Below are 23,729 nucleotides of genomic sequence, written 5' to 3'. Positions count from 1 at the left end.
ATCCGCAACCGCCCGCTGTGCCGCCCGGCCATCGGATGATGGTGCGAAATGTCTGGTTGGCCGGATCGAGTACGCCGAACTCCCAGGTGAGAGTGTGGGCGGCCGCCCCGGGCATGGGAAGAGGCACCGTCCGGCACGTCGGATCCGGGCACGGCGTGGCGATCAGGTCCGGGAGTGGGGCTGCAGGAGCATCTGCTGGAGCTCGGCGGTGCACATCATGTAGCCGTCGGGGGTCGGCAGGTTCTCGAGGTAGTGGTGGAGATCGGATGCCAGGGAGAAGACCCGTACCGGGGTGCCTGCGGCGCGGGCGGACTCCACGACCCTGCGCACCCCGTCCAGGACAGCTGGGTGACGGGTGCGGTAGGAGTCGGCGACCAGGTGGTTGCCCCGGTCCGCCGCGAGGTAGAACTGCACCAGGTCCTTGATGCCGACGAACAGTTCGCTGACGCCCGCGGCGCACATCGCCGAGGTGGCGTGTACGGCGGAGGGTGTCTCGATGAACGCTGACAGGGGAACGCCGTCCGGTAGGTCGAGATGCGCTCTGAGCTGGGAGAACTCCGTCTCGTCACTGACGAACGGCACCGAGAGCCCTACCCGGTCGGCTTCGTCGCCGAGGTGTTTGCGCAGGGTGGACAGCACGGCGTGCAATGCGTCGCGATAGGCGACGGAGCCGAGCAGCCAGCGTGCGCCGTGCAGGCCCATCTCGGGGTTCGGCTCGACCGCGACCGGGGCGATCTCGGTGACGTCGGCCGCGTGGTCGGAGCGCAGGTCGAGCATCCGCAGGATCAGTCGTTGGCCGGGCAGGAGCGCCTCGACGAAGCCGCAGAGCCTCCCTCCGATGGCCTGTCCGTAGGCGGTGATGTCGGCGGGGCCGCCGGCCATGGCGTCGAGCGGGCTCAGGCCCAGTGCGAGGCAGAGGAACTCCTCGCGGATGAAGAAGGACTCGACTCGTCCGGCGTTCGGCCCGGAGGCGTTGATGGTGGTGATGTCCTGCAGGTCCGCGATGACCGCGCACGCCGAGCCGAGGTCGTCCAGGGCGGGACTCCCTGCCTCGGACTCCGCGGACGCCTCCGGTCCGACGACGATCGACGCGCTCTCCAGGTACAGCGTCACCTCGCCGACCAGATCGGCGAGGTCCGCCTCGTCGACGCGGAGCACGGGTATCCCTCTGCCGCGGCACAGGGACTGCATGTGACCGGTCAGTCCGCCGGAGCCGCAGACCACCGCACGCGCGGCCACGATGGCGTCGTACAGCCCGGCTTCGAGGGAAGGGGTGACGAGGATGGTTCCCTCGCGTGGACTTCTTGTCCGGTTACAGATGCCTTGCAGCACGCTCTCGGTGCCGCCGGCCAGAAGAAATCCCAGAATCCGCCGCCCGTTCCCGTTCAACTAGCCCTCCAGATTTTCGACTTTCCCAATCCCCAGTTGTCGACGTAGCTGCCGTGGCGTCACGGAGACGTCGTTGAGGCGTTCCACAGCGATCCGGTTGACGACTGCTCTCATCAGGCGGTCGGGCCGGGAGACATCCGTCGGAAGTGCCGGAAGACCGCCCATGGAAAGAATGCTCGCGTTCAAGCGGGAGTCGAGTGCTTCTCTTTCCCTTCGTTCACGCGTGGCCAGCCTTCGCACTTCCAATACCACAGACTCCTCCAGCGCCGCCCGGGCCGCTTCCTCCGGATTGCTGGCATAGCTCCGGTAGTGGGGATGCCGGGCCGCGATGTCGTTCAAGCCGTCCTGCCGCAGTTCCAGCTGCTCGATCACGTGGGCTGCGACGGAGACCGAGTGGTTTTTGATAGCGGCGAGGTTGAACGTGAACGCGCCGGTTCGGCCGTGCCGGACGATCTCGTCGCCCTCCCTCAGCACGCCGACCGTGGAGATCGGACCTGCCGGCCGCCCGTCGGCGCCCAGCAGCGTTCCGCATTCGTCGACCTCCAGGCCGCGCCCGGTGCGCTCGTGGGGGGCCGCGATGCCTTTCCGGAGGAGGTTTCGCCAGAGCAACTGTCCGACCTTGGCGTAGTCGGACTCCCTGCCGAAGTTGGACACCACCAGGTCGGCTTCGACGCTGTGCCTCTCGTGTTGTGCGGCGACCGAGACCAGCAGCCGCCCGGACTGCGCAGGCGTGATCGCCCGCACCCTTCCGAGGACCAGTTCCACCAGCCCGTCCGGTGGCCGCATCGCATGCTCGATGACCGCCATCGTGTGCTCCACGGCACCGACGCGTAATGCCGCGATGGTGGTGGCGAACTCATCGAGCAGGCACCGCAGTTCGCTCGTGGGGATGCGTTCGATGGCCTCGGGGAGGTAGGGCTCCCACGCCTTGGCGACGCGCTCGGAGATGATCACGGAGGCGATGTCGCGGTGATTCTCCCGGACCGTCGAGCACGCTGTCCGCCATGCGGTCCTGACCCTGGCCAGGAATTCCTCGCGGTTGCGGTAGGGCTCCAGCAGGGTGTCGGGGCGGGGCAGTCGCAGCACGCCGTGTTCGTGGGTGTTGGGGTAGGTGCGGAAGATCGTTCCGGACTTGGAGATGAGGTGGATCCGCCCGGTGTGGCCGTTGCGCAGCAGCATGCCTGCCGAGTCGTAGGCGCTCAGCGCGGATCCGACGATGGCGACGGTGGCGTCGGACGGGAGTTGGGCGAGTTTGCGGATTCCGGACGCGGAGTACGGGTTCCGTACGAAGGAGGGGTGCCCGGCGACCTCTGCGGCGAAGGGCGGCTCCTTGAGTTCGAGGCCGGTGGCCAGGACGACGTGGTCCGTGCCGAGCACCTGCGTGTCCGGGAGCGGCCCGGGGCGCAGGCTGTCGAGTCCGTTCGCGGAGAGGTGGCCCACCGTCACCTCGAAGCCCCGATCGCACGCGTCCATGTCGAGCGCCTCACCGTCCGCTTCGACGAGGTCGACGCCGGGGCAGGACTCCCTTCTGGCCTCGGCCAGCCGGTCGTCGAGGTAGTCCTGGAAGATTCGGCGGGGCGCCGGGCCCTGTTCGGTGAACTTCTGTGCGGCCCAGTGTCGCGGCCAGTCCCGGCGGTCGGCCTCCTGGTTGGCCCAGTGGATGAAGTCGAGGACGTCCTCCCGGAACACGGACATTCGGCCGGCCTGGATGTTGAAGACGTGGTCCCAGGGGTTGCCGTCACGGTGGTAGGCGACTCCGGCGGAGCGGTAGTCGGGGCGCCGCTCCAGCAGGACGATCTCGAGTGGTCTTCGCGCGAAGTGGAGCAGTCGGATCGCCGTTGCGGTGCCGGCCAGGCCGGCCCCTACGACGAGCACTCTGGGGCGCACGCCCGTTCGACTCATGAAGCCTCCCCGCTGAACCGAGGCCGCCCGGCAGTACCGCCCCGCCGGTGCCGCGTACTGGGTGGAAGTTGCCTGATGAAACGTCGACTTGCTCGTGTGGTTGAGCCCTTGGGACATGGTTCTGATGCCGGGACAAGCAGCGTTCACGAACGTGCGCAGACGATACCCGAACCTGCCGGCAGTCGAGACCCGATGGGGTGACCGCGGGACCGGCTCTTTCGCCGGTGTGGCCGCGCGGCACCGGAGCGACCCGGAGCGCGCAGCCGGTGGGATCAGCCGTCGAGGCCCGGTGCGGCCGGGACGTCGAGTTCCGTACGGGCGTAGTGGTTCGCCGAGACCGTGTGCGCCGACTGGCAGCGCACGCGTCGACCGCGCCCACGGCCAGGGCTATCGCCTCGCGTGTGCGGGCGTCGAAGGTGCCGTGCTCGGCGATGGCCGTGCTGATCGCTGCGTAGGCCTCCAGGACCACGGGTGAGTGGAGGTACGTTGACGCGGACCGGCTTAATCGGCCTGGTCACGGCAGCGCTGCTGTCTCGGTGCTCGCCTGCCACCTCGATGGCGTACCACTCCGGGATTGCTCTGGCTCCCGTCAACTGCGCTTTTACGCAGTGCAGTTGTCCGGGCCCGAGATCCCTCAGCAAGCCGGGAGATGCCGACCGTTGGGCGATCCTCAATCGTATCTGTGGGGTCCCTCCCATGATTCGATCCATGCCTGGTGGTGGATCCGATCGTGTCGTCACCGGTCATCGCGACGTCCGCCGGTCGCCACACCCGGCGGGAAAGGGGGACCTCTTGGCGGCGGGGCCCGCATGGGGCGCCGTCGAGGTCCCGCGCAAGAACAAACAGGCGTGACCGGTGGCCGCCTGCCCTGAGGACGAAGGAAAGGGAACGCTGATGGCCGACGTGCGGCCCTACTACGAACTGCGCCATCTCGTCGGATTTGAGGAGACCAACCTGGTCGGCAACGTCTACTATGTCAACTACGTTCGCTGGCAGGGCCGGTGCCGGGAGATGTTCCTGCTGGACATGGCCCCCGAAGTGCTCGACGACATTCGCGACGACCTGAAGCTGTTCACCGTCTCGGTGAGCTGCGAATTCTTCGCCGAGATCACCGCCTTCGACCAGCTCTCGATCCAGATGCGCCTGGAGGAGCTGACCCAGACGCAGATCGTCTTCACCTTCGACTATCTGCGATTGCACGAGGGCACCGAGAACCTGGTGGCCCGTGGCCGGCAGCGGGTGGCCTGCATGCGCGGCCCCAACGGCGACACCCGCCCCACCAGGGTGCCCGAGGCCCTGCGGCTGGCCCTGGAACCGTACGCCTCGCAGGTATCGGCCTCAGCCTCCGCTCGCGGGGACTGAGGTACCGACGGACATGTCCGGGGCGTGGTCCTGGTGGAGGCCTGTGCCGTAGCCCTGTCCGACGATGCGGTGGGCCGCTCCGTCGTAGTAGCCCTCCTCGGCCGGGACATCGGTGGACAGGCAGCTGACGTAGCGGTTGTACATGCAGAAGGCCGCGGCGATCAGCACGGTGTCGTGGATGTCGCTGTCCTCGGCACCTTCGGCGCGGGCCGCGGCGACCGCGTCGTCGGACACCGGACGGGCATGCTGCCGCACCTCGGCCGCGATCCGCAGCAGGGCGCGCAGCCGAGGAGTGACCGGTGCGCTGTCCGGGCCGGCGCACACGGCCCTGACCGTGTCCCGGCCGCCGTCGAGCTGGGCGGCGGCCGCCGCGCCGTGCGTTCCGGCGCAGAAAAGGGTGCTGTTCAGGTGGGAGACATACGCCGCGATCAGCTCGCGCTCCCCGCGGCTCAGGGAGGCCGGCTCCCGCAGCAGTACGTTGGCGAGGTGGTTGAGCGGCGCGGCGGTGTCCGGGCGGTGGGCCATCAGACCGCGGATGCCGGGCTCGTCGTTGCTGATCGTGATATGTGGCATGGGCACGTCCTCATGAGTCGTCCGAGCGGTAGACGCGTCCATGCTCCTGAGGGCGTCGTCCGTGACCAACTCCTCCGTTGCTCAATTCGGTTCGGCCGCCGCGCACTGCTCATCTCCCCTGCTCCCCTTCCGCTCGCCGTCCGGACATTCAGCAACCGGGAAAAACGAACCGCCGTCCGTCTCCTTTACGCTGTCGCCGGATTCGACGGCTGACAAGGAGCTCTGTTGTGGCAGGCATCGATGGATTACCGGTTCGTGGGAGCGGCGTCGGCACAGGAGAGAACGGGGTGCGGCGGCGCGGACTCCTGCTGGTTCTCGGTACGGTCGCCGGATTTCTGCTGACCGTGATCTGGTCGGCGGAGTTCGTCGACCAGACGGTCGGCGGCAATATAGCCAGGTCGATTCTCGGTCATGACCCGGAGACGTCCCCGCTTGCCTCGGTGGCGGCCGGGACGGCCTTCGCCTTCACGTCGGGTCTCGCCGGGACCTTCACCGCGTGCAACATCGCGGTGTTCGGCACGGTCGCTCCGATGCTGGGGACCGTGAACAGTCGTGCGGGCCGGGCCGTCCAGGCGCTCAGGCCGCTGGGCTGGCTCTTCCTGGGAATGGCCGTGGTATCGGCGGTGTACGGGGCGGTGGTCGGTCTGGTGGGGACGTCGATGCCGCAGTTCTCCGAGGCGCAGACCGTTCCGGGGGAGTTGTCGGGGCGATCGGTGCAGTCAATGGTCACGTTCGGGGTGATCGGGCTGTCGATGTTCTGGCTGGGGCTCAGCGCGCTGGGGTACACCCGTGATCCGTTCGCGAAGTCGGCCCGCCGCTTCCCGCACGCCCAGACGGTGTTCATGGGCGTCCTGGTCGGCGGCTTCCTCATCGGGCGGCCGTATCCGCTCTTCCGCCAGCTCTTCCGTGATGCGGCCGAGAGCGGCAACCCCTTCTACGGGGCGGCGGCGTTCGTGCTGCAGTCGGTCGGCAACGTGCTGATCATCGCGGTGCTCTTCTTTCTGATGGCCTACTTCGCCGGCGGCCGGCTGTCCGTCTGGATGACGGCCAGGCCGGGCCGGATGGCTGCCGTGACCGCGGTGACCCTGATCGTCGCGGGCGTCTTCACCGTCCTGTACTGGGACGTCAGGCTGCTCGCGCGCCGCGAGATCATCCCCTGGTACCCGATCGCGCCTTGGGCGGCCTGACAGCATCGGACGCCGCCCGGCCACGATCGCGAGCAAGAGGTGTGCGCATTCCCGAAGATGCCGTGATCCTCGCCGCCGATCGACGATGAGGCCCTCGCCACCCCCCTGGTGGCCGGCCGAGGAGGCGCCGCGTGGCAACGGCAATGGGTTCTCTGCGCAGACTTCTGATGGCTCCGTCCCTGCGTGACGTGAGTTTCGCCGGACGCGGATTTCCGGTGGCCGAAACCGCTGCCACCAGGCAGCTGGAGACCATCCCGCAGGCCGTGGTGACCGGCTTCGAATGGGGCATCGAGTCCAAGGACCTGTGGGAGACCGAGCGGCGGCTCTCGTTGGTCGACCTGGAGATACAGGGCTTCGCGTACGAGGGCGCGACCATGGCCTCGGTCATCCGGGACTCGATGCCCGGCCGCGGCGGGCGCACCCGGGAACTCCTCCAGGGCGCCGGACGGAGGCACATCTTCCTCAACTACATCGGCATCGGGTTCGCCATGGCCAAGCTGCCCCGACCGTTGTGGAAGAAGGTCATGCCCGACGACCTCGACGGCGAGGAGTTCTACCCGCCGATGAACTGGCTCGCCGTCGACGGGTACGGCTTCGACCGTGCCTACTTCGACCCCGCCCGCTGGGTCGACGACCAGCGTCCGGACACCCCCTACGCGTGGGACGGGCACCCGGACTACTTCCAGCGGGCGGTGGACCAGGGCATCGGCCGCGCCCTGTGGTTCATCCACGGTGCGCACGTCGGGCAGGTCAGCGCCGCCGTGCGCAGGTTCGCCTCCGAACGTGAGCCGGATCTGTGGGCGGGCGTCGGACTCGCCGCCACCTTTGCGGGCTGCTCCACGGCCGACGAACTGGCCGCGCTGCGCGCCGAGGCCGGTGAGCTGCACGGCCATGTGGCGCAGGGCTCCGTCTTCGCGGCGAAGGCCCGCCACTTCTCCGGCACCATCCCCGAGCACACCCGGACCGCGCTGCACGCGCTGGCCGGGATCACCGTCGAGGCGGCGGCCGCGCTCGCCGACGCCGCCGCGCCCGAGCCGGGCGTGGCGGGTGATGTCCCGACCTATGAATTGTGGCGCCGCGCCGTGCGTGAACAATTTCTCGCGCATACCCGTCGAGCATTCCTGGAGTAGCCGCACGGGTACCCCTGTCGAATATCTTCGTCTAACGAACGGGAAATTCAGGCAAAGGATCGAGGGGCGGTCTTTCAGGTGTCCATCATGCGTGCGCTGAGGCGCCGAGTCCTCACGCCCAATGTCCGGGAAACGCAACTGGAAACACGCGGTTTCCACGTCAAGAACGCGGAGGCCAAGCAGCAGCTGGAAACCGTCGGGACGAGCTTCCTCCAGGGATACGCCTACGCGGTCGAGGCGCGCTCCGCGGACCAGGCCGCCGACTGGCTGGAGACGGTTCCCCGGGCCTTCCGCGGTTTCGCGTACGAGGGCGCCGGTATGGGCGCCGTCATGCTCGACTCGCTGACGGGCGGCAACAAGCGGCTGACCGGCATCCTGACGGGCAGGGGCCGGCACCACAACTACATGATCTATGTCGGCGTCGGCTGGGCGATGGCCAGACTGCCGCGGTTCATGTGGCCCGACGTGACCGGTTCCGATCCGGTGCTGCGCTGGCTGATCCTGGACGGGTACGGCTTCCACCAGGCGTACTTCAAGACCGACGCCTACGTCCGCGACCCCGGCCTGGAACACCCCTTCAGCTGGAAGGGAGGGCCGGACGCCTACAGCGCTCGCGTCATCGACCAGGGCATCGGCCGCGCCCTGTGGTTCGTCGGCGGCACCGACCCGGACGTCGTCGCCGAGCTCATCGACGCCTACCCCGCCCACCGTCACGGCGACATGTACGCCGGCGCCGGGCTCGCCTGCACCTACGCGGGCAGCGCCGACGAGGACGAGCTGCGGCGCTTCGCCAAGCACGCGGGTGAGCACCTGCCGAACCTGGCGCAGGGCTCCGCGTTCGCTTGCGAGGCGCGCGAGCGGGCGGGTACGACGATCGCCCACACGCATATCGCCGCCCGTGTCCTGTGCGGCGGCCGCACACCCGAGGAAGCCGCTCGGGTGTGTACCGACGCGGCGCCCGAGGGCTGTGACGGCGGCGAAATTCCGGCTTTCGAGATCTGGCGGCAGCACATCGCCGCAGAGATCACTTCCGTTCCGCACGCGTAGAAAGGCGCTGGCATGACACACCCCATTTCCTGGCTGCGGAATCAGGCCCCCGGAGTCATCGCACTCATCCTCATGGTCGGCACTTTCTACGCGGTGAATCCGAGCGAATCCAGCGCCTCCGAAAAGGCTGAACTGGCGAAGAATTTCACATTCGAGCCGATGGCGATAGCCATGCCGGGGGGATACAAACGGCAGAGCGTACGCAAGGTGAACAAGGCCTACAAGCACATCGAGGCATGGATCTCCTCGGTGGGCGCGGGCGTCGCCATGAGCGACATCAACGGCGACGGGCTGCCCAACGACCTGTGCATCACCGACCCGCAGATCGACCAGGTCGTGATCACACCCGCGCCGGTGCCCGGACGGCCGAGTCCGTCGTACGCCCCGTTCGTGCTCGCCCCGTCGCCGCTGCCCATGAGCGACAGCATGGCTCCGATCGGCTGTGTCCCCGGCGACTTCAATGAGGACGGCCTGACCGACCTCCTCGTCTACTACTGGGGACGCACCCCGGTCATCTTCCAGGCGAAGAAGGGGACCGGGCAGGACCCGCTGCCGATGACCGCGGAGCGCTTCGAGCCCGTCGAGCTGGTCCCGGGCAACGGCGGCAGCACCTACACCGGGCCGCTGTGGAACTCCAACGCCGCGGCCGTCGCCGACTTCGACGGCGACGGGCACAACGACATCTACATCGGCAACTACTTCCCCGACAGCCCCGTCCTGGACGACACCGTGGACGGCGGGGTGACGATGAACGACTCGCTGTCACACGCCCAGAACGGCGGCGGCGGCCACTTCTTCCGCTGGACGCCCACCGGCTACGAACAGGTGGAGGGCGTCCTGCCCAAGGGCCTCGACCGGGGCTGGACGCTCGCGGCCTCCGCCACCGACCTGGACGGCGACCAGCTTCCCGAGCTGTACCTCGGACACGACTTCGGGACCTCCGCGCTCCTCCACAACGAGTCGACGCCCGGAAAATTCAAGTTCCGCGAGGTCAAGGCCGAGCACACCGCGACCATCCCCAAGTCCAAGGAGATCGGCCGCACCTCCTTCAAGGGCATGGGCATCGACTTCGCCGACCTGGACAACGACGGCATGTACGACGCGTTCGTCTCCAACATCACCACGTCGTTCGGTATCCAGGAGTCGAACTTCGCCTTCATCGCGACGGCCAAGGACAAGGCGGGGCTGCGGTCCCGGTTCCGGGACGGCGTCGCCCCTTACAAGGACGAGAGCGCCCCGCTCAACCTCGCCTGGTCCGGATGGGGCTGGGACGTGAAGATGGGCGACTTCGACAACGACGGCGTCCAGGAGATCGCCCAGGCCGTCGGCTTCGTCAAGGGCAAACGCAACCGCTGGGCACAGCTCCAGGAACTCGCCACCGCCAACGACGAGCTGGTCAAGCACCCCTACTTCTGGCCCAACGTGAAGGAGGGCGACGACCTCGCCGGCAACCAGCACATGCGCTTCTTCGTGAAGAACAAGGACGGCAAGGCTTACAGCGACCTGTCCGAGCAGCTCGGCATGGCCGTGCCCGTGCCCAGCCGGGGCATCGCCACCGGCGACGCCGACGGTGACGGGTGCCTCGACATGGTCGTCGCCCGCCAGTGGGAGGACCCCGTCTTCCACCACAACGTGAGCCCGAACACCGGCGGCTTCCTGGGGCTCAACCTCACCGACGCGGCTGGTTCGCCCGTGATCGGCGCGCAGGTCGCCGTGACCCTTTCCGACGGCAGCACCCGCCTGGGCCGCGTCGACGGCGGCAGCGGCCACTCCGGCAAGCGCAGCCAGGACGTGCACATCGGACTCGGCCGAGAGGTCGAGGGGCCGGTGCAGACCCATCTGACCTGGCGTGACCGCACCGGACAGGTGCGCAACCAGGACCTCCAGTTGATTCCCGGCTGGCACTCGCTCCAGCTCGGTGCCGATGCCAAGGAGAAGTGACCGTGTCTGCCGCAACCGCAACGCCGGGGGCCACCGCGCCCCGGCACGACGTGAAGGTCGTCACCGCACTCCGCCGGTTCGCGATCTCGATCTCCGTCCTCAACATCCTCGGATACACCGTCCTCGGCTTCGAACAGCCCTGGCTGTGGCCATTCATCGCGGTCCTGACCGCCTACGTGGTGGAGATCGCGCTGGAGGCCGTCAGCGCCCGCGGTGAGAAGCGCGCACCCCGCTTCGCGAACGGCGGGTTCAAGGGCATGGTGGAATTCCTTTTCCCCGCGCACATCACCGGCCTCGCCGTCAACATGCTCACGTACGTCAACGACCGCGTGTGGGTCATGGTCTTCGGCGTCATCGTCGCCGTCGGCACCAAGTGGGTGCTCCGCGCCCCGCTCAAGGGCCGCATGCGGCACTACATGAACCCGTCGAACTTCGGCATCACGGTGATCCTGCTGCTCTTCCCGTGGGCCAGCATCGCCCCGCCCTACCACTTCACGGAGTACCTGCACGGCCCCGCCGACTGGGTCCTCCCCGCGGTCATCCTGGTCCTCGGCACCATGCTGAACGCCAAACTGACGGGCCGTATGTGGCTGATCGCCGCCTGGTTGGTCGGCTTCGCGCTCCAGGCCGTCATCCGCGGCCTCGTCATGGGAACCGCCATCCCTTCGGCGCTGGGCATGATGACCGGGACGGCCTTCATCCTCTTCACGAACTACATGGTCACCGACCCCGGTACCTCGCCCTCCAAGCGGTCCTCCCAGATCGCCTTCGGCGGCGGCGTCGCGGCGATGTACGGACTGCTGACCGGGCTCGGCATTGCGTACGGCATCTTCTTCGCCACCGCCCTGGTGTGCCTCATCCGCGGCGGCTACCTGTGGGGCCTCCACTTCCTCGCCAAGCAGCGTGAGACGCAGGCCCGGGAAGAGCGGGCGGCCGAGGCCGACCCGGCCGAACAGCTCGCCGCGGTCCCGGCCCAGCTGCCCGCCGTCGCACCGGTCCCCGAGGGCACCGCGTCCTCGGGCAACCAGTGCCAGGACGGCACCTGCTTCCACGGAAAGTGCGCGGCCAAGCGGGCGGCGAAGGAGAAGAAGGCGGCGATGCCCGTATGAACAGGATCGCCATCGTCGGGATCGCCTGCACGTACCCCGATGCCACCACCCCCGGCGAACTGTGGGAGAACGCGGTTGCCGGGCGGCGGGCCTTCCGCCGGCTGCCCGACGTCCGGATGCGCCTGGACGATTACTGGAACCCGGACCCCACGGTCCCCGACACGTTCTACGCCCGTACTGCCGCCGTCCTGGAAGGGTGGGAGTTCGACCGCATCGCCCACCGGATCGCGGGCAGCACCTACCGCTCCACCGACCTCACCCACTGGCTCGCGCTGGACACGGTCACCCGGGCCCTGGCGGACGCCGGCTTCCCGGCCGGGGAGGGCCTGCCCCGGGAACGTACCGGCGTCGTCGTCGGCAACACCCTGACCGGCGAGTTCTCCCGCGCCAACGGGATGCGCCTGCGCTGGCCCTACGTGCGCCGGGTGCTCGCCGACGCCCTCAAGGGGCAGGACTGGGACGACGACCGCCTAGGCCCGTTCCTTCAGGAAGTGGAGGAGGCCTACAAGAAGCCGTTCCCGCCCGTCGACGAGGACACCCTTGCGGGAGGTCTCTCCAACACCATCGCCGGCCGGATCTGCAACCACTTCGACCTCAACGGCGGCGGCTACACCGTCGACGGCGCGTGCTCCTCCTCGCTCCTGTCGGTCACCACCGCCTCCACCTCCCTGCTGAACGGGGACCTCGACGTCGCCGTCGCCGGAGGCGTCGACCTGTCCATCGACCCCTTCGAGATCATCGGCTTCGCCAAGACCGGAGCGCTCGCCAGGAAGGAGATGCGGCTCTACGACCGGGGCTCCAACGGCTTCTGGCCCGGCGAGGGCTGCGGCATGGTCGTCCTGATGCGCGAGGAGGACGCCCTCGCCGCCGGACACCGTATCTACGCCTCGATCGCCGGCTGGGGCATCTCCTCCGACGGACAGGGCGGCATCACCCGCCCCGAGGTCAGCGGCTACCAGCTCGCCATGGCCCGCGCCTACGAACGGGCCGGCTTCGGCATCGACACCGTCCCGCTCTTCGAGGGCCACGGCACCGGCACCGCCGTCGGCGACGCGACCGAGCTCAGGGCGATCATGGGCGCCCGTGCCCAGGCCGCCCCCCACGCCCCCACCGCCGTCATCAGCTCCATCAAGGGCATGATCGGCCACACCAAGGCCGCCGCCGGAATCGCCGGACTGATCAAGGCCACGATGGCCCTGGACGCCGCGATGCTGCCACCCGCCATCGGCTGCGTCGACCCGCACGAGCTGCTCACCGACGAGTCGGCCAACTTGCGGGTACTGCGCAAGGCGGAGGCCTGGCCCAGCAACACACCGCTGCGCGCGGGGATCACCGCCATGGGATTCGGCGGGATCAACACCCATGTCGTCCTCGACAGGACCGCCCCCGCAGGGCGCCGGACCACCAGCCGCCGCGCCACCACCCTGGCCAACTCGCTCCAGGACGCCGAACTGCTGCTCCTGGACGCCGCATCACCGCAGGCGCTCAAGGAACGCCTCACCCAGGTCGCCGACTTCGCCGCCAAGGTCTCCTACGCCCAGCTCGCCGACCTGGCCGCCACCCTCCAGCGCGAACTGCGCGAACTCCCCTATCGGGCGGCCGCCGTCGTCACCTCACCGGAGGACGCCGAACTGCGGCTGCGACGGCTGGCCGAGGCGCCGGACACGGACGAGAGCATCACGCTCTCCCCCGACGGCCGTTCCTTCCTCGGCCGGGCGAGGGACGCCGCCCGCATCGGCTTCCTCTTCCCGGGCCAGGGCTCGGGCACCTCGACCGGCGGCGGCGCGCTCGCCCGCCGCTTCACCGAGGCCGCCGACGTGTACCGGCGGGCCGAGCTGCCCACCACCGGCGACATGGTCGCCACCGACGTGGCCCAGCCCCGCATCGTCACCGGCTCCACCGTCGGACTGCGCGTCCTGGACGCGCTCGGCATCGAGGCCGACATCGCCGTCGGCCACAGCCTCGGCGAACTCTCCGCCCTGCACTGGGCGGGCGCCCTGGACTCCACCACCCTGCTGGAGGCGGCCCGGGTCCGGGGAGCGGCCATGGCCGAGCACAGCGCCTCGGGCACCATGGCCTCGCTGGCCACCACCCCCGAGCAGGCCGGGGAGCTCATCGAAGAGCTGCCCGTCGTCATCTCCGGTTACAACGGCCCCCGGCAGACCGTCGTCGCCGGAACCGTCGACGCCATCGCCGCTGTCACCGAACGGGCCGGACGAGCCGGTGTCGCCTGCACCGGCCTCGCGGTCTCGCACGCCTTCCACTCGCCCCTGGTCGCTCCGGCCGCCGACGCCTTCGGCGACTGGCTCGCCGGGGTGCGCCTGGATGAGGTGAACCGCCGGGTCGTTTCCACCGTCACCGGCGGGGAACTGGAGAGCGAAACCGACCTGTCCAAGCTGCTGCGGCGGCAGATCACCGACCCGGTGCTGTTCACCCAGGCGGTACGGTCGGCCGCACCCCATGTCGACCTGTTCGTCGAGGTCGGCCCCGGCCGGGTACTCGCCGGCATGGCGGCAGCCACCGCCGACGTACCGGCTGTCGCCCTCAACACCGACGACGAGTCCCTGCGCGGACTGCTCCAGGTCGTCGGCGCCGCCTATGTGCTGGGTGCCCCGCTCATCCACGAGCGGCTCTTCAACGACCGGCTGACCCGGCCGCTGGCGGTCGGCGCCGAGTTCAGTTTCCTGGCCAACCCCTGCGAGCAGGCGCCCGATGTCGCCCTGCCCGCCACGCGCGGCCCCCGGACCGAGGACGCCGGCGACGGCGTCACCGCACAGGCCGGCGGCTCGGCCGGGGAGTCGGCGCTCGACGTGCTGCGCGCCCTGGTCGCCGAACGGGCGGAACTGCCGCCCGAACTGGTCGACGAGAACAGCAGTCTCCTGGACGACCTGCACATGAGCTCGATCACGGTCGGCCAGATCGTCAATCAGGCCGCCGTCCAGCTCGGCCTCACCGCCGCCCACGTACCGACCAACTTCGCCACCGCGACGATGGTCGAACTGGCCGAGGCGCTCACCACGCTCGCCGAGACGGGCGACGGCGCCGCCGCCCCCGCACCCGTCGTGGCGGGCGCCGCCGCGTGGGCCCGCCCCTTCGCCGTCGACCTCGACGAGGTCCCGCTGCCCGCCCCCGTACTGGGCGGGGGCAACGGGTCCTGGGAGCTGTTCACCGCCCAGGACCATCCCTTCGCCCAGGAAGTGCGAAGCGCCCTGGAGAACGCCGCGGTGGGGTCCGGGGTGCTGGTCTGTCTGCCGCCCGCCTGCGCCCGGGAGCAGATCGAACACGCGTTGAACGGTGCCAGGGCCGCACTCGCAGGCGACCGCGAACGCCGCTTCGTCCTGGTGCAGCACGGCCGGGGCGCGGCCGGTCTGGCCAAGACCCTTCACCTGGAGGCACCCCACCTGCGGACCACCGTCGTCCACACCCCGGTGGCCGACGGCGCCGCGGAGCGGGTGGCGGCCGAGGTCGCGGCGACCACCCGCTTCAGCGAGGTCCATCTCGCCGCGGACGGCACCCGCCGCGTCCCGGTACTGCGCGCCCTGCCGGTCCGCGCCGGGCGTACCGAGCAGGTCCTGGAGGACTCCGACGTCCTGCTCGTCACCGGCGGAGGCAAGGGCATCACCGCCGAGTGCGCCCTGGCTGTGGCCCGGCAGACCGGCGTCAAGCTGGCTGTCCTCGGCCGGTCGGACCCGGCCCTGGACGAGGACCTCGCCGCGAACCTGCGGCGGATGGCGGACAGCGGGGCGACGGTGCGTTACGCCGCTGCCGACGTCACCGACCCGGTACGCGTCGCCGCGGCCGTCGCCGAACTCACCGCCGCGCTCGGCCCCGTCACCGCCGTGCTCCACGGGGCGGGCCGCAACGAGCCCGCCTCCCTCACCGGCCTCGGTATGGACGACTTCCACGCCACGTTTGCCCCCAAGGTCGACGGGCTGCGCACCGTCCTGGACGCCGTCGGCGAGGAGAACCTGAAACTCCTCGTCACCTTCGGCAGCATCATCGGCCGGGCCGGATTGCGCGGCGAGGCGCACTACGCCACCGCCAACGAATGGCTGGCCGACCTCACCGAGAAGGTCGCCCGCGACCATCCGGACTGCCGTGCCCTGTGCATGGAATGGTCCGTGTGGTCCGGAATCGGCATGGGCGAGAAGCTCTCCGTCGTCGAGTCCCTGTCCCGCGAGGGCATCGTCCCGGTCTCGCCCGACCAGGGCGTCGGGATCTTGCTGCGGCTGATCTCGGACCCGGACGCCCCCGTGGTGACGGTGATCAGCGGACGTACCGAAGGCATCGGAACGGTACGCCGCGACCTCCCGCCGATGCCGTTGCTGCGGTTCACCGGGACCCCGCTGGTGCGCTACCACGGCGTCGAACTCGTCACCGAGGCCGAACTGAACGCCGGTACCGATCTCTACCTCGCCGACCACCTCCTGGACGACAGCCTGCTGATGCCCGCGGTGATCGGTATGGAGGCCATGGTCCAGGTGGCGTCCGCGGTCACCGGACGCGGCGACGTACCGGTCATCGAGGGGGCGCAGTTCCTGCGGCCCATCGTGGTGCCGCCCGCAGGGACCACCCGCATCCGGATCGCGGCCACCGTCACCGACACCGACACGGTGGATGTGGCCATCCACGCGGAGGACACCGGCTTCGTCGCCGAACACTTCCGGGCCCGGCTGGTCTACTCCGGCGCCGGAATCCCGGACGGGCCCCCGGCCCAGGTCGGCCCGGACGTCCCGGCCGCCCCGCTGGACCCGGCGGCCGACCTGTACGGCGGTGTCCTCTTCCAGGGCGAGCGCTTCCAGCGGCTGCGCCGCTTCCACCGGGCGGCCGCCCGGCACGTCGACGCCGATGTGGCGATCGCCGCGCCGTCCGGCTGGTTCGCCGGCTTCCTGCCGGGCACCCTGCTGCTGGCCGATCCGGGGATGCGGGACGCGCTGATGCACGGCAACCAGGTGTGCGTCCCCGACGCGACCCTGCTGCCGTCCGGCATCGAGCGGCTGTACCCGATGGCCGCCGACGACGATCTGCCGCAGGAGGTGCGCTACTGCGCCACCGAGCGCCACCGGGACGGCGACACCTATGTGTACGACATCGCGGTACGCACTCCCGACGGCACTGTCGTCGAACGGTGGGAGGGGCTCACCCTGCATGCCGTCCGCAAGACGGACGGCTCCGGGCCGTGGGTCGCCCCGCTGCTCGGCTCCTACCTGGAGCGGACTCTGGAGGAGGTGCTCGGCACCCACCTCGACATCGCCGTCGAACCGGACCTGCCCGGCGCCGGGGAGTCCACGGACGAGCGACGTGCGGCCACCGCACGGGCCGTTCAGCGAGCACTGGGCGAGAGCGCCGAAGTGCGCTACCGGCCCGACGGACGCCCCGAACTCGCCGACGACCGCCGGATCTCGGCCGCCCACGGCCTGGGCGTGACCCTCGGGGTCTCCGCCGCGCAGACCGTGGCCTGCGACATCGAGGCGGTCTGCGTACGCAGCGCCACCGAATGGGCGGGGCTGCTCGGTGAGCACGCCGAGCTGGCCGCTCTGGTGGCCAAGGAGACGGGCGAGGCCCCGGACACCGCGGCGACGCGTGTGTGGGGCGCCGTCGAATGTCTCAGGAAGGCCGGGCTGATGGCCGGGGCACCCCTCACACTGGCTCCGCCGACCAGGGACAACTGGGTGGTCCTCACCGTGGGCGGACTGCGGATCGCCACCTTCGTCACGGCGCTGCGCGACGCCCTGGAACCGGCGGTGTTCGCCTTCCTCGCCGAAGGCCCGGACGGCACCGTCACCCAGGGCGCCGCCAGGACCCGGCCATGACCGGCCGGACGGGCCGCCGCACGGGCCGGCTCCCGGTCGCCGCCCCCGTACCCGCACTGATCCCCGATGCGCCGGCACGAGCGTCGGCGTCCTGCGCGGCCGGATCCCGGCCGCTGACAGGGAGGCAGACATGAGCCCGACAACTGTTCCGTCCATGGAGCTCGTCGACCTGGAGGACCGAAAACAACTGCGGGGCGCATTCGGAGCCTTCCCCACCGGGGTCACCGTGGTGACCGTCGGCGGGGACTCCCCGCGGGGCATGACGGCCAACTCGTTCGTCTCCGTCTCCCTCTCTCCGCCTCTGGTGCTCTTCTGCGTCGGCAAGGACGCGCTGATGCACGACAGCCTGGACCGTTCGCAGACGTTCTCGGTGTCGGTGCTCGACGTCGGCCAGGAGGCCGTGGCACGCCACTTCGCCGACCATTCGCGTCCCGTCGGAGCCGGCCAGTTCGACGCCGTCGGCTGGCAGCCCGGACCGAAGTCCGGCTCACCGCTGATCGCCGGTGCCGTGGCGCATCTGGAGTGCGAGAAGAGGAAGTTGTACGAAGGCGGTGACCACACGATCTTTCTCGGCGAGGTGCTCTCGGCGGTGCGCTGGCCGTTCCGTGAAGCCCTGCTGTTCTCCGGGGGCCGCTTCCGGCGGTTCGCCCCTGAACACAGTGAAGGCAAGGTGGCATGAGAATCGACCCGCCGGGCCCGCCGGTCAGTGCCCTGCCGGGGCTGCTGAGGAAGTTCGCGGTGAACCGCCTGGGGATGATGAAGGACGCGGCCGCCCTGGGCGACGCCGTGCGGGTCTCCATGGGGCCCAAGAAGCTCTACATCTTCAACCGGCCCGACTACGCCAAACACGTCCTCGCCGACAACAGCACCAACTACCACAAGGGCATCGGCCTCGTGCAGTCCCGCCGGGTCCTGGGCGACGGCCTGCTGACCAGCGACGGCGAGGTGTGGCGGGCCCAGCGCCAGACGGTGCAGCCCGCGTTCAAGCCGGGGCGCATCAACCGGCAGGCGCACGCCGTCGCGCAGGAGGGCACCAAACTGGTCGCCCTCCTGCGCGCCCATGAGGGGGGTGGCCCGGTCGACGTCCTTCAGGAGGTCACCGGACTCACCCTCGGTGTGCTCGGCCGCACCCTGCTCGACTCCGACCTCGCCTCCCAGGACACCCTCGCGCCCGCCTTCGAAGAGGTGCAGGACCAGGCGATGCTGGAGATGGTCTCCCAAGGCATGGTGCCCAGCTGGCTCCCGCTGCCTGCGCAGGCCCGCTTCCGCCGGGCCCGCCGGGAGCTGTACCGGGTGGCGGATCTGCTGGTGGCCGACCGCAGCGCGCGGATGACCGACGGTGAGCCCGGCGACGACGCACTGTCCCGGATCATCGAGGCCGCCGGGCGGCGGAACAGGCGGCCCCAGCAGGTCCGCAGACAGCTCCGGGAGGAGCTGGTCACCCTGCTGCTCGCGGGGCACGAGACGACGGCCAGTACCCTCGGCTGGACGCTGCACCTGCTGGAGCGTCATCCCGAGGTCCGCGCCGCTGTCCGCGAGGAGGCCAGGAGCGTCCTGGGCGAACGTCTCCCGGACGTCAACGACCTGCACCGGCTGACCTACACGACCATGGTCGTCCAGGAGGCCATGCGGCTCTACCCGCCGGTGTGGGTCCTGCCCCGGATAGCCCAGCAGCGGGACGAGGTCGGCGGATACACGGTGTCGGCCAAGGCCGACGTCCTGATCTGCCCGTACATCATGCACCGCAATCCGCGTCTCTGGGAGGACCCCGAGCGCTTCGATCCCGAGCGCTTCGATCCGCAGGCGGTGGCCAGCCGCCCCCGGTACGCCTATATTCCCTTCGGCGCGGGACCGCGCTTCTGCGTCGGCAGCAACCTCGGCATGATGGAAGCGGTGTTCGTGACCGCGCTGGTCACCCGGGACCTCGACCTGCGCACCGTCCCCGGGCACCGGGCGGTCGCCGAGCCCATGCTGTCGCTGCGGATGCGCGGCGGACTGCCGATGACGGTGAGCGCGGCGGGCTGATGGACGAGCGGGAACGGCCAACGGGCCGCAGGAGAAAGCCCCTTCGCGTCCGGCCCCGTCCGCCGCGAGTCCGGCCGGACCGGCCGGACCGAACGGACCGAACGGACCGAACGGACCGGACGGACCGAACGGACCGAACGGACCGGACGGACCGGGGGCCCGCCCCTGTGAGGAGGCAGCCCACGAGCGACAGCGACCACTTGTCCCGGGTGTCGACCGGAGCAGCACCCACCACGGAGCCGTCGGCCGGCACGGTCCTCGGCGCGGCGGCGGCTTCGCCCGGCGCGTACAACGCGTCCACCGCTCAGGAGACGGCCACCGCGCTGGTCCGTCTGCTGATGGAGCAGCTGGGGTTCGCTCCCGGCGGCATCGCGCCGAGGGACCGCGCCGAAACTCCGGGAACGGGGGCGCGGGGCCCGGCCGGTGGGCCGGGGCGCCCTTCACGGGCCGGGCAGGACATACCGGGGACGAGTGGTCTCCGGGGAAGGGAACCCGCGTGAAACAGGAGAGGGAGGAGTGGCGATGAGGCCGCTCGTGCGGGCCGTGCTGCGGGGCTCCCTGCGGCAGGTGCGGTACGTGGATGTGATCGCCCCGCGCCGTGCCCGGGGCCTGGTGGCGCAGGTGTATCGCCGCACGGAGCGTGACTTCGGGGTGCTCGCACCGCCCGTGGCCCTCCACTCGCCGGCTGCCGCATCGCTGGCGGCGACCTGGCTGATGCTGCGTGAGACCCTGCTCGCCGACGGCCTGGTGAGCCGCGCGGTGAAGGAGACGGTCGCCACCGAGGTCTCACGCGCCAATGACTGCCCGTACTGCGTCGGTGTGCACCAGGCGGTCCTGGGGACGCTGCCGCCGGAGGGGACGGTCTCCCGGATCGCCGAGTGGGCCAGGGCGACCGGACGGCACGACCCGGGAGACTCCGCCGGGAGCGCTGCCCCGCTCCCGTTCACGGACGCACAGGCGCCGGAACTCTGCGGCGTCGTGGTGACGTTCCACTACATCAACCGCATGGTGACCCTCTTCCTGGCCGACTCCCCCATGCCCGCCCGGACGCCGACGCCCCTGCGTGGACCCATCATGCGCACCACCGCCCTGGCCATGCGTCCCGTCGCCCCGGGCCCGCTGGCGCCGGGCGGCTCGCTCGGCCTGCTGCCCCCGGCGCCCCTGCCCCCCGGACTGGAGTGGGCACAGGGCAGTCCTTCCGTGGCCGAGGCCTTCGGGCGGGCCTTCGCCGCCGTGGACCAGGGGGCGCGCTGGGTGCCGGAACCGGTACGGGAGCGGTTACGCTCGCGCCTCGACCGGTGGGACGGGTCCGCCCCGGGGCTGGGCCGGGGGTGGCTCGATGAGGCCGTGTCGGCGCTGCCGGCCGAGGACGTGCCGGCCGCCCGGCTCGCACTGCTGACCGCATTCGCGCCGCACCAGACCCTCCCGGAGGATGTTGCGGCCTTCAGGAGCCGGTTCCCCACCGACCGTGAACTCATCGAGCTCACGTCCTACGCCGCCCTTACCACCGCCGTGCGGATCGGCGGCCGGATCTGCGTACCCCGCCGGGCCGGGCCGGCGTGAAACCGGCCCCGGTACGGGTGGGTCGCGGGGTCAGAAGGGGTGGCGGACGCCGGTGAGGCGTTCGGACTCCTCCCACAGGCGGCGCCGGACCTCCGGGTCGCGGGCGGCCCTGCCGGGACTGACGAGTCCGGGTGAGCCCCGTGTCTCGGTCGCGCCGAGCGGCCCGTAGTACCCGCCGCCCCGCGCGCCGGGGTCGGTGGCGGCACGCAGGCCGGGCAGCATCCCCATGGCGGCGGGCTGGAGAAACAGCGCGCGCAGTCGGCCGCTGACCGGTGCGGTGCCGGGGTCGGCCAGGACGGCCCCGACCAGCTCCTGCCCTCCCGCCAGCTGCGCGGCAGCGAAGGCCCCGTGCGAGGAGGAGCAGAACTCGGTGCCGTTGAGCTGCGAGACATACGCCGCGATGAGCTCACCCTCCCCCGGGCTGAGCGAGGACGGCGCCCGCAGCAGAACGTTCGCGAGGTCACCCAGCGGCGCGGCGGTGTCGGGACAGTGGGCCGTCAGGCCGCTGATTCCGGGGAGGTCGTTATCCAGTGCAATATGGGGCATGGCTCTTCCTCCACGAAAGGGGGAGACGGGCGGCCGGTGAGGGCGGCGCATCTGCTCGGCGAGGGCCGGGGCGGCCGGCGTATCGCACACCAAAAGCGCGACGCCGAGCCGCTCGGCAGCACGCGGGCGTCCGCGAACCGGCCCTCGTGAAGAGCACGGAGGAAGAAGCCCCCACGCGCGCGAGCCTGATGTGATGAGCCACCGTTCCTTGACCGTGGAGGTTCAAGCATGGCCATCAGCACGGGATCGCCACCGCGTACGCTGCGGGGCGGGATCGACTACCTCAACGGCCGCCACCATCAACTCGGCCTGCGCCTCTTCCTGTTCATCGTCGTCGCGCACTGGGCGGAGCACCTGGTCCAGGCGTACCAGATCTACGTCATGGGCTGGCCGATCCCGGAAGCGCGCGGCGTGCTCGGGGTACCGTTCCCGTGGCTCGTCACCTCGGAATGGATGCACTACGGCTACGCCCTGGTGATGATGGTCGGCCTGTTCCTCCTGCGCCCGGGCTTCACCGGCCGCTCGGGCACCTGGTGGAAGGTGTCACTTGGCATCCAGGTGTGGCACCACCTGGAGCACCTGCTGCTCCTGGTCCAGGTCCTCGTCGGCGCACACCTGCTGGGCAAGGCCGTGCCGACGAGCCTGATCCAGCTGATCGCGCCCCGCGTGGAACTGCACCTCTTCTACAACACCCTGGTGACGGTCCCCATGGTGGTAGCGATGTACCTCCACACCCGCGCGAACCGGCCGGACAACGCCGCCGCGCGGTGCGCCTGCGCGCCGAAGGACTGAACACTTGGCCACGAGCGGGAGAAAACCCTCCGGGTTCGTGTCCCTGCTGCTCCTGCTGGCCGGAGTCCTGCTGTTCTGGGTGACCGTGCCGAATCTCGGCAACGCCGCCAGGGCCGCCACCGCGGACGGGCCGCGGGGCACTTTCACCGCGGCCCGGCTCGTGTGCGCGGGGCACGCCGGGCACACCACCTGCGAGTGGTCGGGAACATTCCGGTCCACCGACGGCACCGTGGAGATCGAGGGCGTCAAGCTGTACGGCAGCGGCCGGGACACGTTCAAGGCAGGACAGACGGCACCGGCCGTGGACGTGGGCAACGCGGGGCGGGTCTACAACCCGACCGGATCGCGTGAGTGGATCTTCACAGTTGTGCTGGTGGTGCTCGCCTACGCACTGCTCGTAGTCGTGGCCCGTCGGCACCTGATGCCTCCCCCACTCCCCCGGCGAAACGGATCCTCTTGATCTTTCCCATCTCGGTCCAGCGGGCGAGTTGTCGGTAGGTGGCGACCAGCGTGACGTCGCCGAGGAGCTCGGCAATCTCTCGTGCGCGCCATGGGCGTTCGGGCCCTTCCCGCAGGATGGCCAGGACACGGTCCATACGGCTGCTGGTTCTGCGAGGGCCGGCCGCCGTTCGGACACCGGCCCAGCCGGTCCCGGTCCCCCTCGCCGCGGCCCGGCCCCAGAAGGGCGCGGACGGCCAGGAGGCGGAGATCGCGACCATGGCCGACGACCCGGACGGCACGTTCGGCGCCTGGCTGTCTGGGGCGGAGCTTGGGCTCTCGGAGGCGATCGAGCGGGGAATCCTCGCCGGTTTCGAGATCGACGTGCTGGAGATCCGCGTCCCCCGTGTTCGGGGAGTCGGACGAGGCGCTGCGCGGCCGGCGCTTGGCCCTGTTGCAGACCGCGCTCCTGGAGCACGCGGCGGCGTACAACCTGCGCATCGTGATGACGTTCCACCAGAAGGTGGAGGAGGCCGCCGCGTTCGCGGAGAAGTTGCCGCAGACCGCTGCCGAGCTGTACGTCAACGACGCCTCGGATGAGGACCTGGCGGCCGCAGACCGGCTGCCGAAGTCCTCGATCGACGCGGCCTTCTACGAGCTGGAGGCCGGCCGCCACGTCCCGCCGGACCGGGTGTGGTCCGCGTGGCTGTGCGGCGACCACCTCGTGTCCGAACGGCGAGAGGCGCTGCGGCAGTTCGCCAACGGCATCGACGCGGCCGGACGCCGGGTCCACCGCGTCAGCGCAGGGTCCGCAGGCTGATGGATCTGGCCGGCACCGATTCCCGGGTGTTGCTTGGCTGGCACGCGCGGGACCGGGGCTGGCTTTGAACGCCCTCGTCCCGTCGAGTCACC

General features: G+C 70.3%; 17 protein-coding genes and 1 pseudogene. 14 read left to right on the top strand and 4 right to left on the bottom strand.

Annotated features, from left to right (window positions below; all coding sequences use genetic code 11):
- Positions 1–162: 162 nt before the first annotated feature.
- Positions 163–1,389: a putative PEP-binding protein gene (locus OG936_RS39045; protein WP_331755351.1), complete on the bottom strand. Its 1,227-nt coding sequence runs from the start codon at positions 1,387–1,389 to the stop codon at positions 163–165.
- On the bottom strand, positions 1,390–3,291 hold the full coding sequence (locus OG936_RS39040) for an FAD/NAD(P)-binding protein (RefSeq protein WP_331755350.1): 1,902 nt from the start codon (positions 3,289–3,291) through the stop codon (positions 1,390–1,392).
- A gap of 903 nt (positions 3,292–4,194) precedes the next feature.
- Between OG936_RS39040 and OG936_RS39035 the strand changes: the two genes are divergently transcribed.
- Positions 4,195–4,653, top strand: coding sequence for an acyl-CoA thioesterase (locus OG936_RS39035; protein WP_331755429.1), 459 nt, complete (start codon positions 4,195–4,197; stop codon positions 4,651–4,653).
- On the opposite strand, the gene OG936_RS39030 is transcribed toward OG936_RS39035, so the two are convergent.
- Positions 4,630–5,226: a peroxidase-related enzyme gene (locus OG936_RS39030; protein WP_331755349.1), complete on the bottom strand. Its 597-nt coding sequence runs from the start codon at positions 5,224–5,226 to the stop codon at positions 4,630–4,632. The genes OG936_RS39035 and OG936_RS39030 overlap by 24 nt on opposite strands.
- Positions 5,227–5,453: 227 nt before the next feature.
- Here OG936_RS39030 and OG936_RS39025 point away from each other — a divergent pair, with 227 nt between their 5' ends.
- The 10 genes from OG936_RS39025 to OG936_RS38980 all read left to right on the top strand — a co-directional run bounded on the left by OG936_RS39025 (position 5,454) and on the right by OG936_RS38980 (position 21,041).
- Positions 5,454–6,413 (top strand): hypothetical protein, encoded by a 960-nt coding sequence (locus OG936_RS39025; protein ID WP_406500856.1) that lies wholly within the window; start codon positions 5,454–5,456, stop codon positions 6,411–6,413.
- 131 nt (positions 6,414–6,544) lie between these two features.
- Positions 6,545–7,543 carry a DUF1702 family protein gene (locus OG936_RS39020; RefSeq protein WP_331755347.1) on the top strand — a complete coding sequence of 333 codons (999 nt, stop codon included), beginning with the start codon at positions 6,545–6,547 and terminating at the stop codon, positions 7,541–7,543.
- Between the two features lie 78 nt (positions 7,544–7,621).
- Complete coding sequence (locus OG936_RS39015) at positions 7,622–8,590, top strand: DUF1702 family protein (RefSeq protein ID WP_331755346.1); 969 nt, start codon at positions 7,622–7,624, stop codon at positions 8,588–8,590.
- Positions 8,591–8,602: 12 nt separating this feature from the next.
- On the top strand, positions 8,603–10,531 hold the full coding sequence (locus OG936_RS39010) for a CRTAC1 family protein (protein ID WP_331755345.1): 1,929 nt from the start codon (positions 8,603–8,605) through the stop codon (positions 10,529–10,531).
- A 2-nt stretch (positions 10,532–10,533) separates the two neighbouring features.
- Entirely contained in the window at positions 10,534–11,640 is a 1,107-nt protein-coding gene (locus OG936_RS39005; protein ID WP_406500855.1) for an enediyne biosynthesis protein, read from the top strand.
- On the top strand, positions 11,637–17,453 hold the full coding sequence (locus tag OG936_RS39000) for a type I polyketide synthase (protein WP_331755343.1): 5,817 nt from the start codon (positions 11,637–11,639) through the stop codon (positions 17,451–17,453). The genes OG936_RS39005 and OG936_RS39000 overlap by 4 nt, the downstream gene beginning before the upstream one ends.
- Before the next feature lie 130 nt (positions 17,454–17,583).
- Entirely contained in the window at positions 17,584–18,132 is a 549-nt protein-coding gene (gene sgcE6 / locus OG936_RS38995; protein ID WP_331755342.1) for an NADH-dependent FAD reductase SgcE6, read from the top strand.
- A complete protein-coding gene (locus tag OG936_RS38990; protein ID WP_331755341.1) occupies positions 18,129–19,478 on the top strand; it encodes a cytochrome P450 in 1,350 nt (449 codons plus the stop codon). Before sgcE6 ends, OG936_RS38990 begins: the two co-directional genes overlap by 4 nt.
- Positions 19,479–19,678: 200 nt before the next feature.
- On the top strand, positions 19,679–19,978 hold the full coding sequence (locus tag OG936_RS38985) for a hypothetical protein (RefSeq protein WP_406500854.1): 300 nt from the start codon (positions 19,679–19,681) through the stop codon (positions 19,976–19,978).
- Positions 19,979–20,000: 22 nt separating this feature from the next.
- Positions 20,001–21,041 (top strand): carboxymuconolactone decarboxylase family protein, encoded by a 1,041-nt coding sequence (locus tag OG936_RS38980; RefSeq protein WP_331755340.1) that lies wholly within the window; start codon positions 20,001–20,003, stop codon positions 21,039–21,041.
- 30 nt (positions 21,042–21,071) lie between these two features.
- On the opposite strand, the gene OG936_RS38975 is transcribed toward OG936_RS38980, so the two are convergent.
- Positions 21,072–21,587, bottom strand: a complete 516-nt coding sequence (locus OG936_RS38975) for a carboxymuconolactone decarboxylase family protein (protein WP_331755339.1) — start codon at positions 21,585–21,587, stop codon at positions 21,072–21,074.
- Positions 21,588–21,815: 228 nt separating this feature from the next.
- Here OG936_RS38975 and OG936_RS38970 point away from each other — a divergent pair, with 228 nt between their 5' ends.
- From OG936_RS38970 to OG936_RS38960, 3 genes and pseudogenes are all read left to right on the top strand, one after another.
- Complete coding sequence (locus tag OG936_RS38970; protein ID WP_331755338.1) at positions 21,816–22,379, top strand: hypothetical protein; 564 nt, start codon at positions 21,816–21,818, stop codon at positions 22,377–22,379.
- Positions 22,380–22,416: 37 nt separating this feature from the next.
- The gene (locus tag OG936_RS38965; protein WP_331755337.1) at positions 22,417–22,839 is read left to right on the top strand and encodes a hypothetical protein; all 423 of its coding nucleotides are present in this window, start codon (positions 22,417–22,419) and stop codon (positions 22,837–22,839) included.
- A 191-nt stretch (positions 22,840–23,030) separates the two neighbouring features.
- Positions 23,031–23,628: pseudogene (locus OG936_RS38960) on the top strand (helicase); the annotation flags it as partial.
- Positions 23,629–23,729: the final 101 nt, after the last annotated feature.

Origin of the sequence: Streptomyces sp. NBC_00846, from assembly GCF_045207325.1 — a bacterium.
Classification (GTDB): Bacteria; Actinomycetota; Actinomycetes; order Streptomycetales; family Streptomycetaceae; genus Streptomyces.
Note: the sequence above shows the minus strand (reverse complement) of the source record. Positions and strands in the feature narration are given on the sequence as shown.

Bases quoted from the DNA above. Each gene is read 5' to 3' on its own strand.
- OG936_RS38970 (WP_331755338.1), top strand. From the start codon at position 21,816: ATGGCCATCAGCACGGGATCGCCACCGCGTACGCTGCGGGGCGGGATC.
- OG936_RS39000 (WP_331755343.1), top strand. From the start codon at position 11,637: ATGAACAGGATCGCCATCGTCGGGATCGCCTGCACGTACCCCGATGCC.
- OG936_RS38990 (WP_331755341.1), top strand. From the start codon at position 18,129: ATGAGAATCGACCCGCCGGGCCCGCCGGTCAGTGCCCTGCCGGGGCTG.
- OG936_RS38980 (WP_331755340.1), top strand. From the start codon at position 20,001: ATGAGGCCGCTCGTGCGGGCCGTGCTGCGGGGCTCCCTGCGGCAGGTG.
- OG936_RS39040 (WP_331755350.1), bottom strand. From the start codon at position 3,291: ATGAGTCGAACGGGCGTGCGCCCCAGAGTGCTCGTCGTAGGGGCCGGC.
- OG936_RS39030 (WP_331755349.1), bottom strand. From the start codon at position 5,226: ATGCCACATATCACGATCAGCAACGACGAGCCCGGCATCCGCGGTCTG.
- sgcE6 (WP_331755342.1), top strand. From the start codon at position 17,584: ATGAGCCCGACAACTGTTCCGTCCATGGAGCTCGTCGACCTGGAGGAC.
- OG936_RS39010 (WP_331755345.1), top strand. From the start codon at position 8,603: ATGACACACCCCATTTCCTGGCTGCGGAATCAGGCCCCCGGAGTCATC.
- OG936_RS38975 (WP_331755339.1), bottom strand. From the start codon at position 21,587: ATGCCCCATATTGCACTGGATAACGACCTCCCCGGAATCAGCGGCCTG.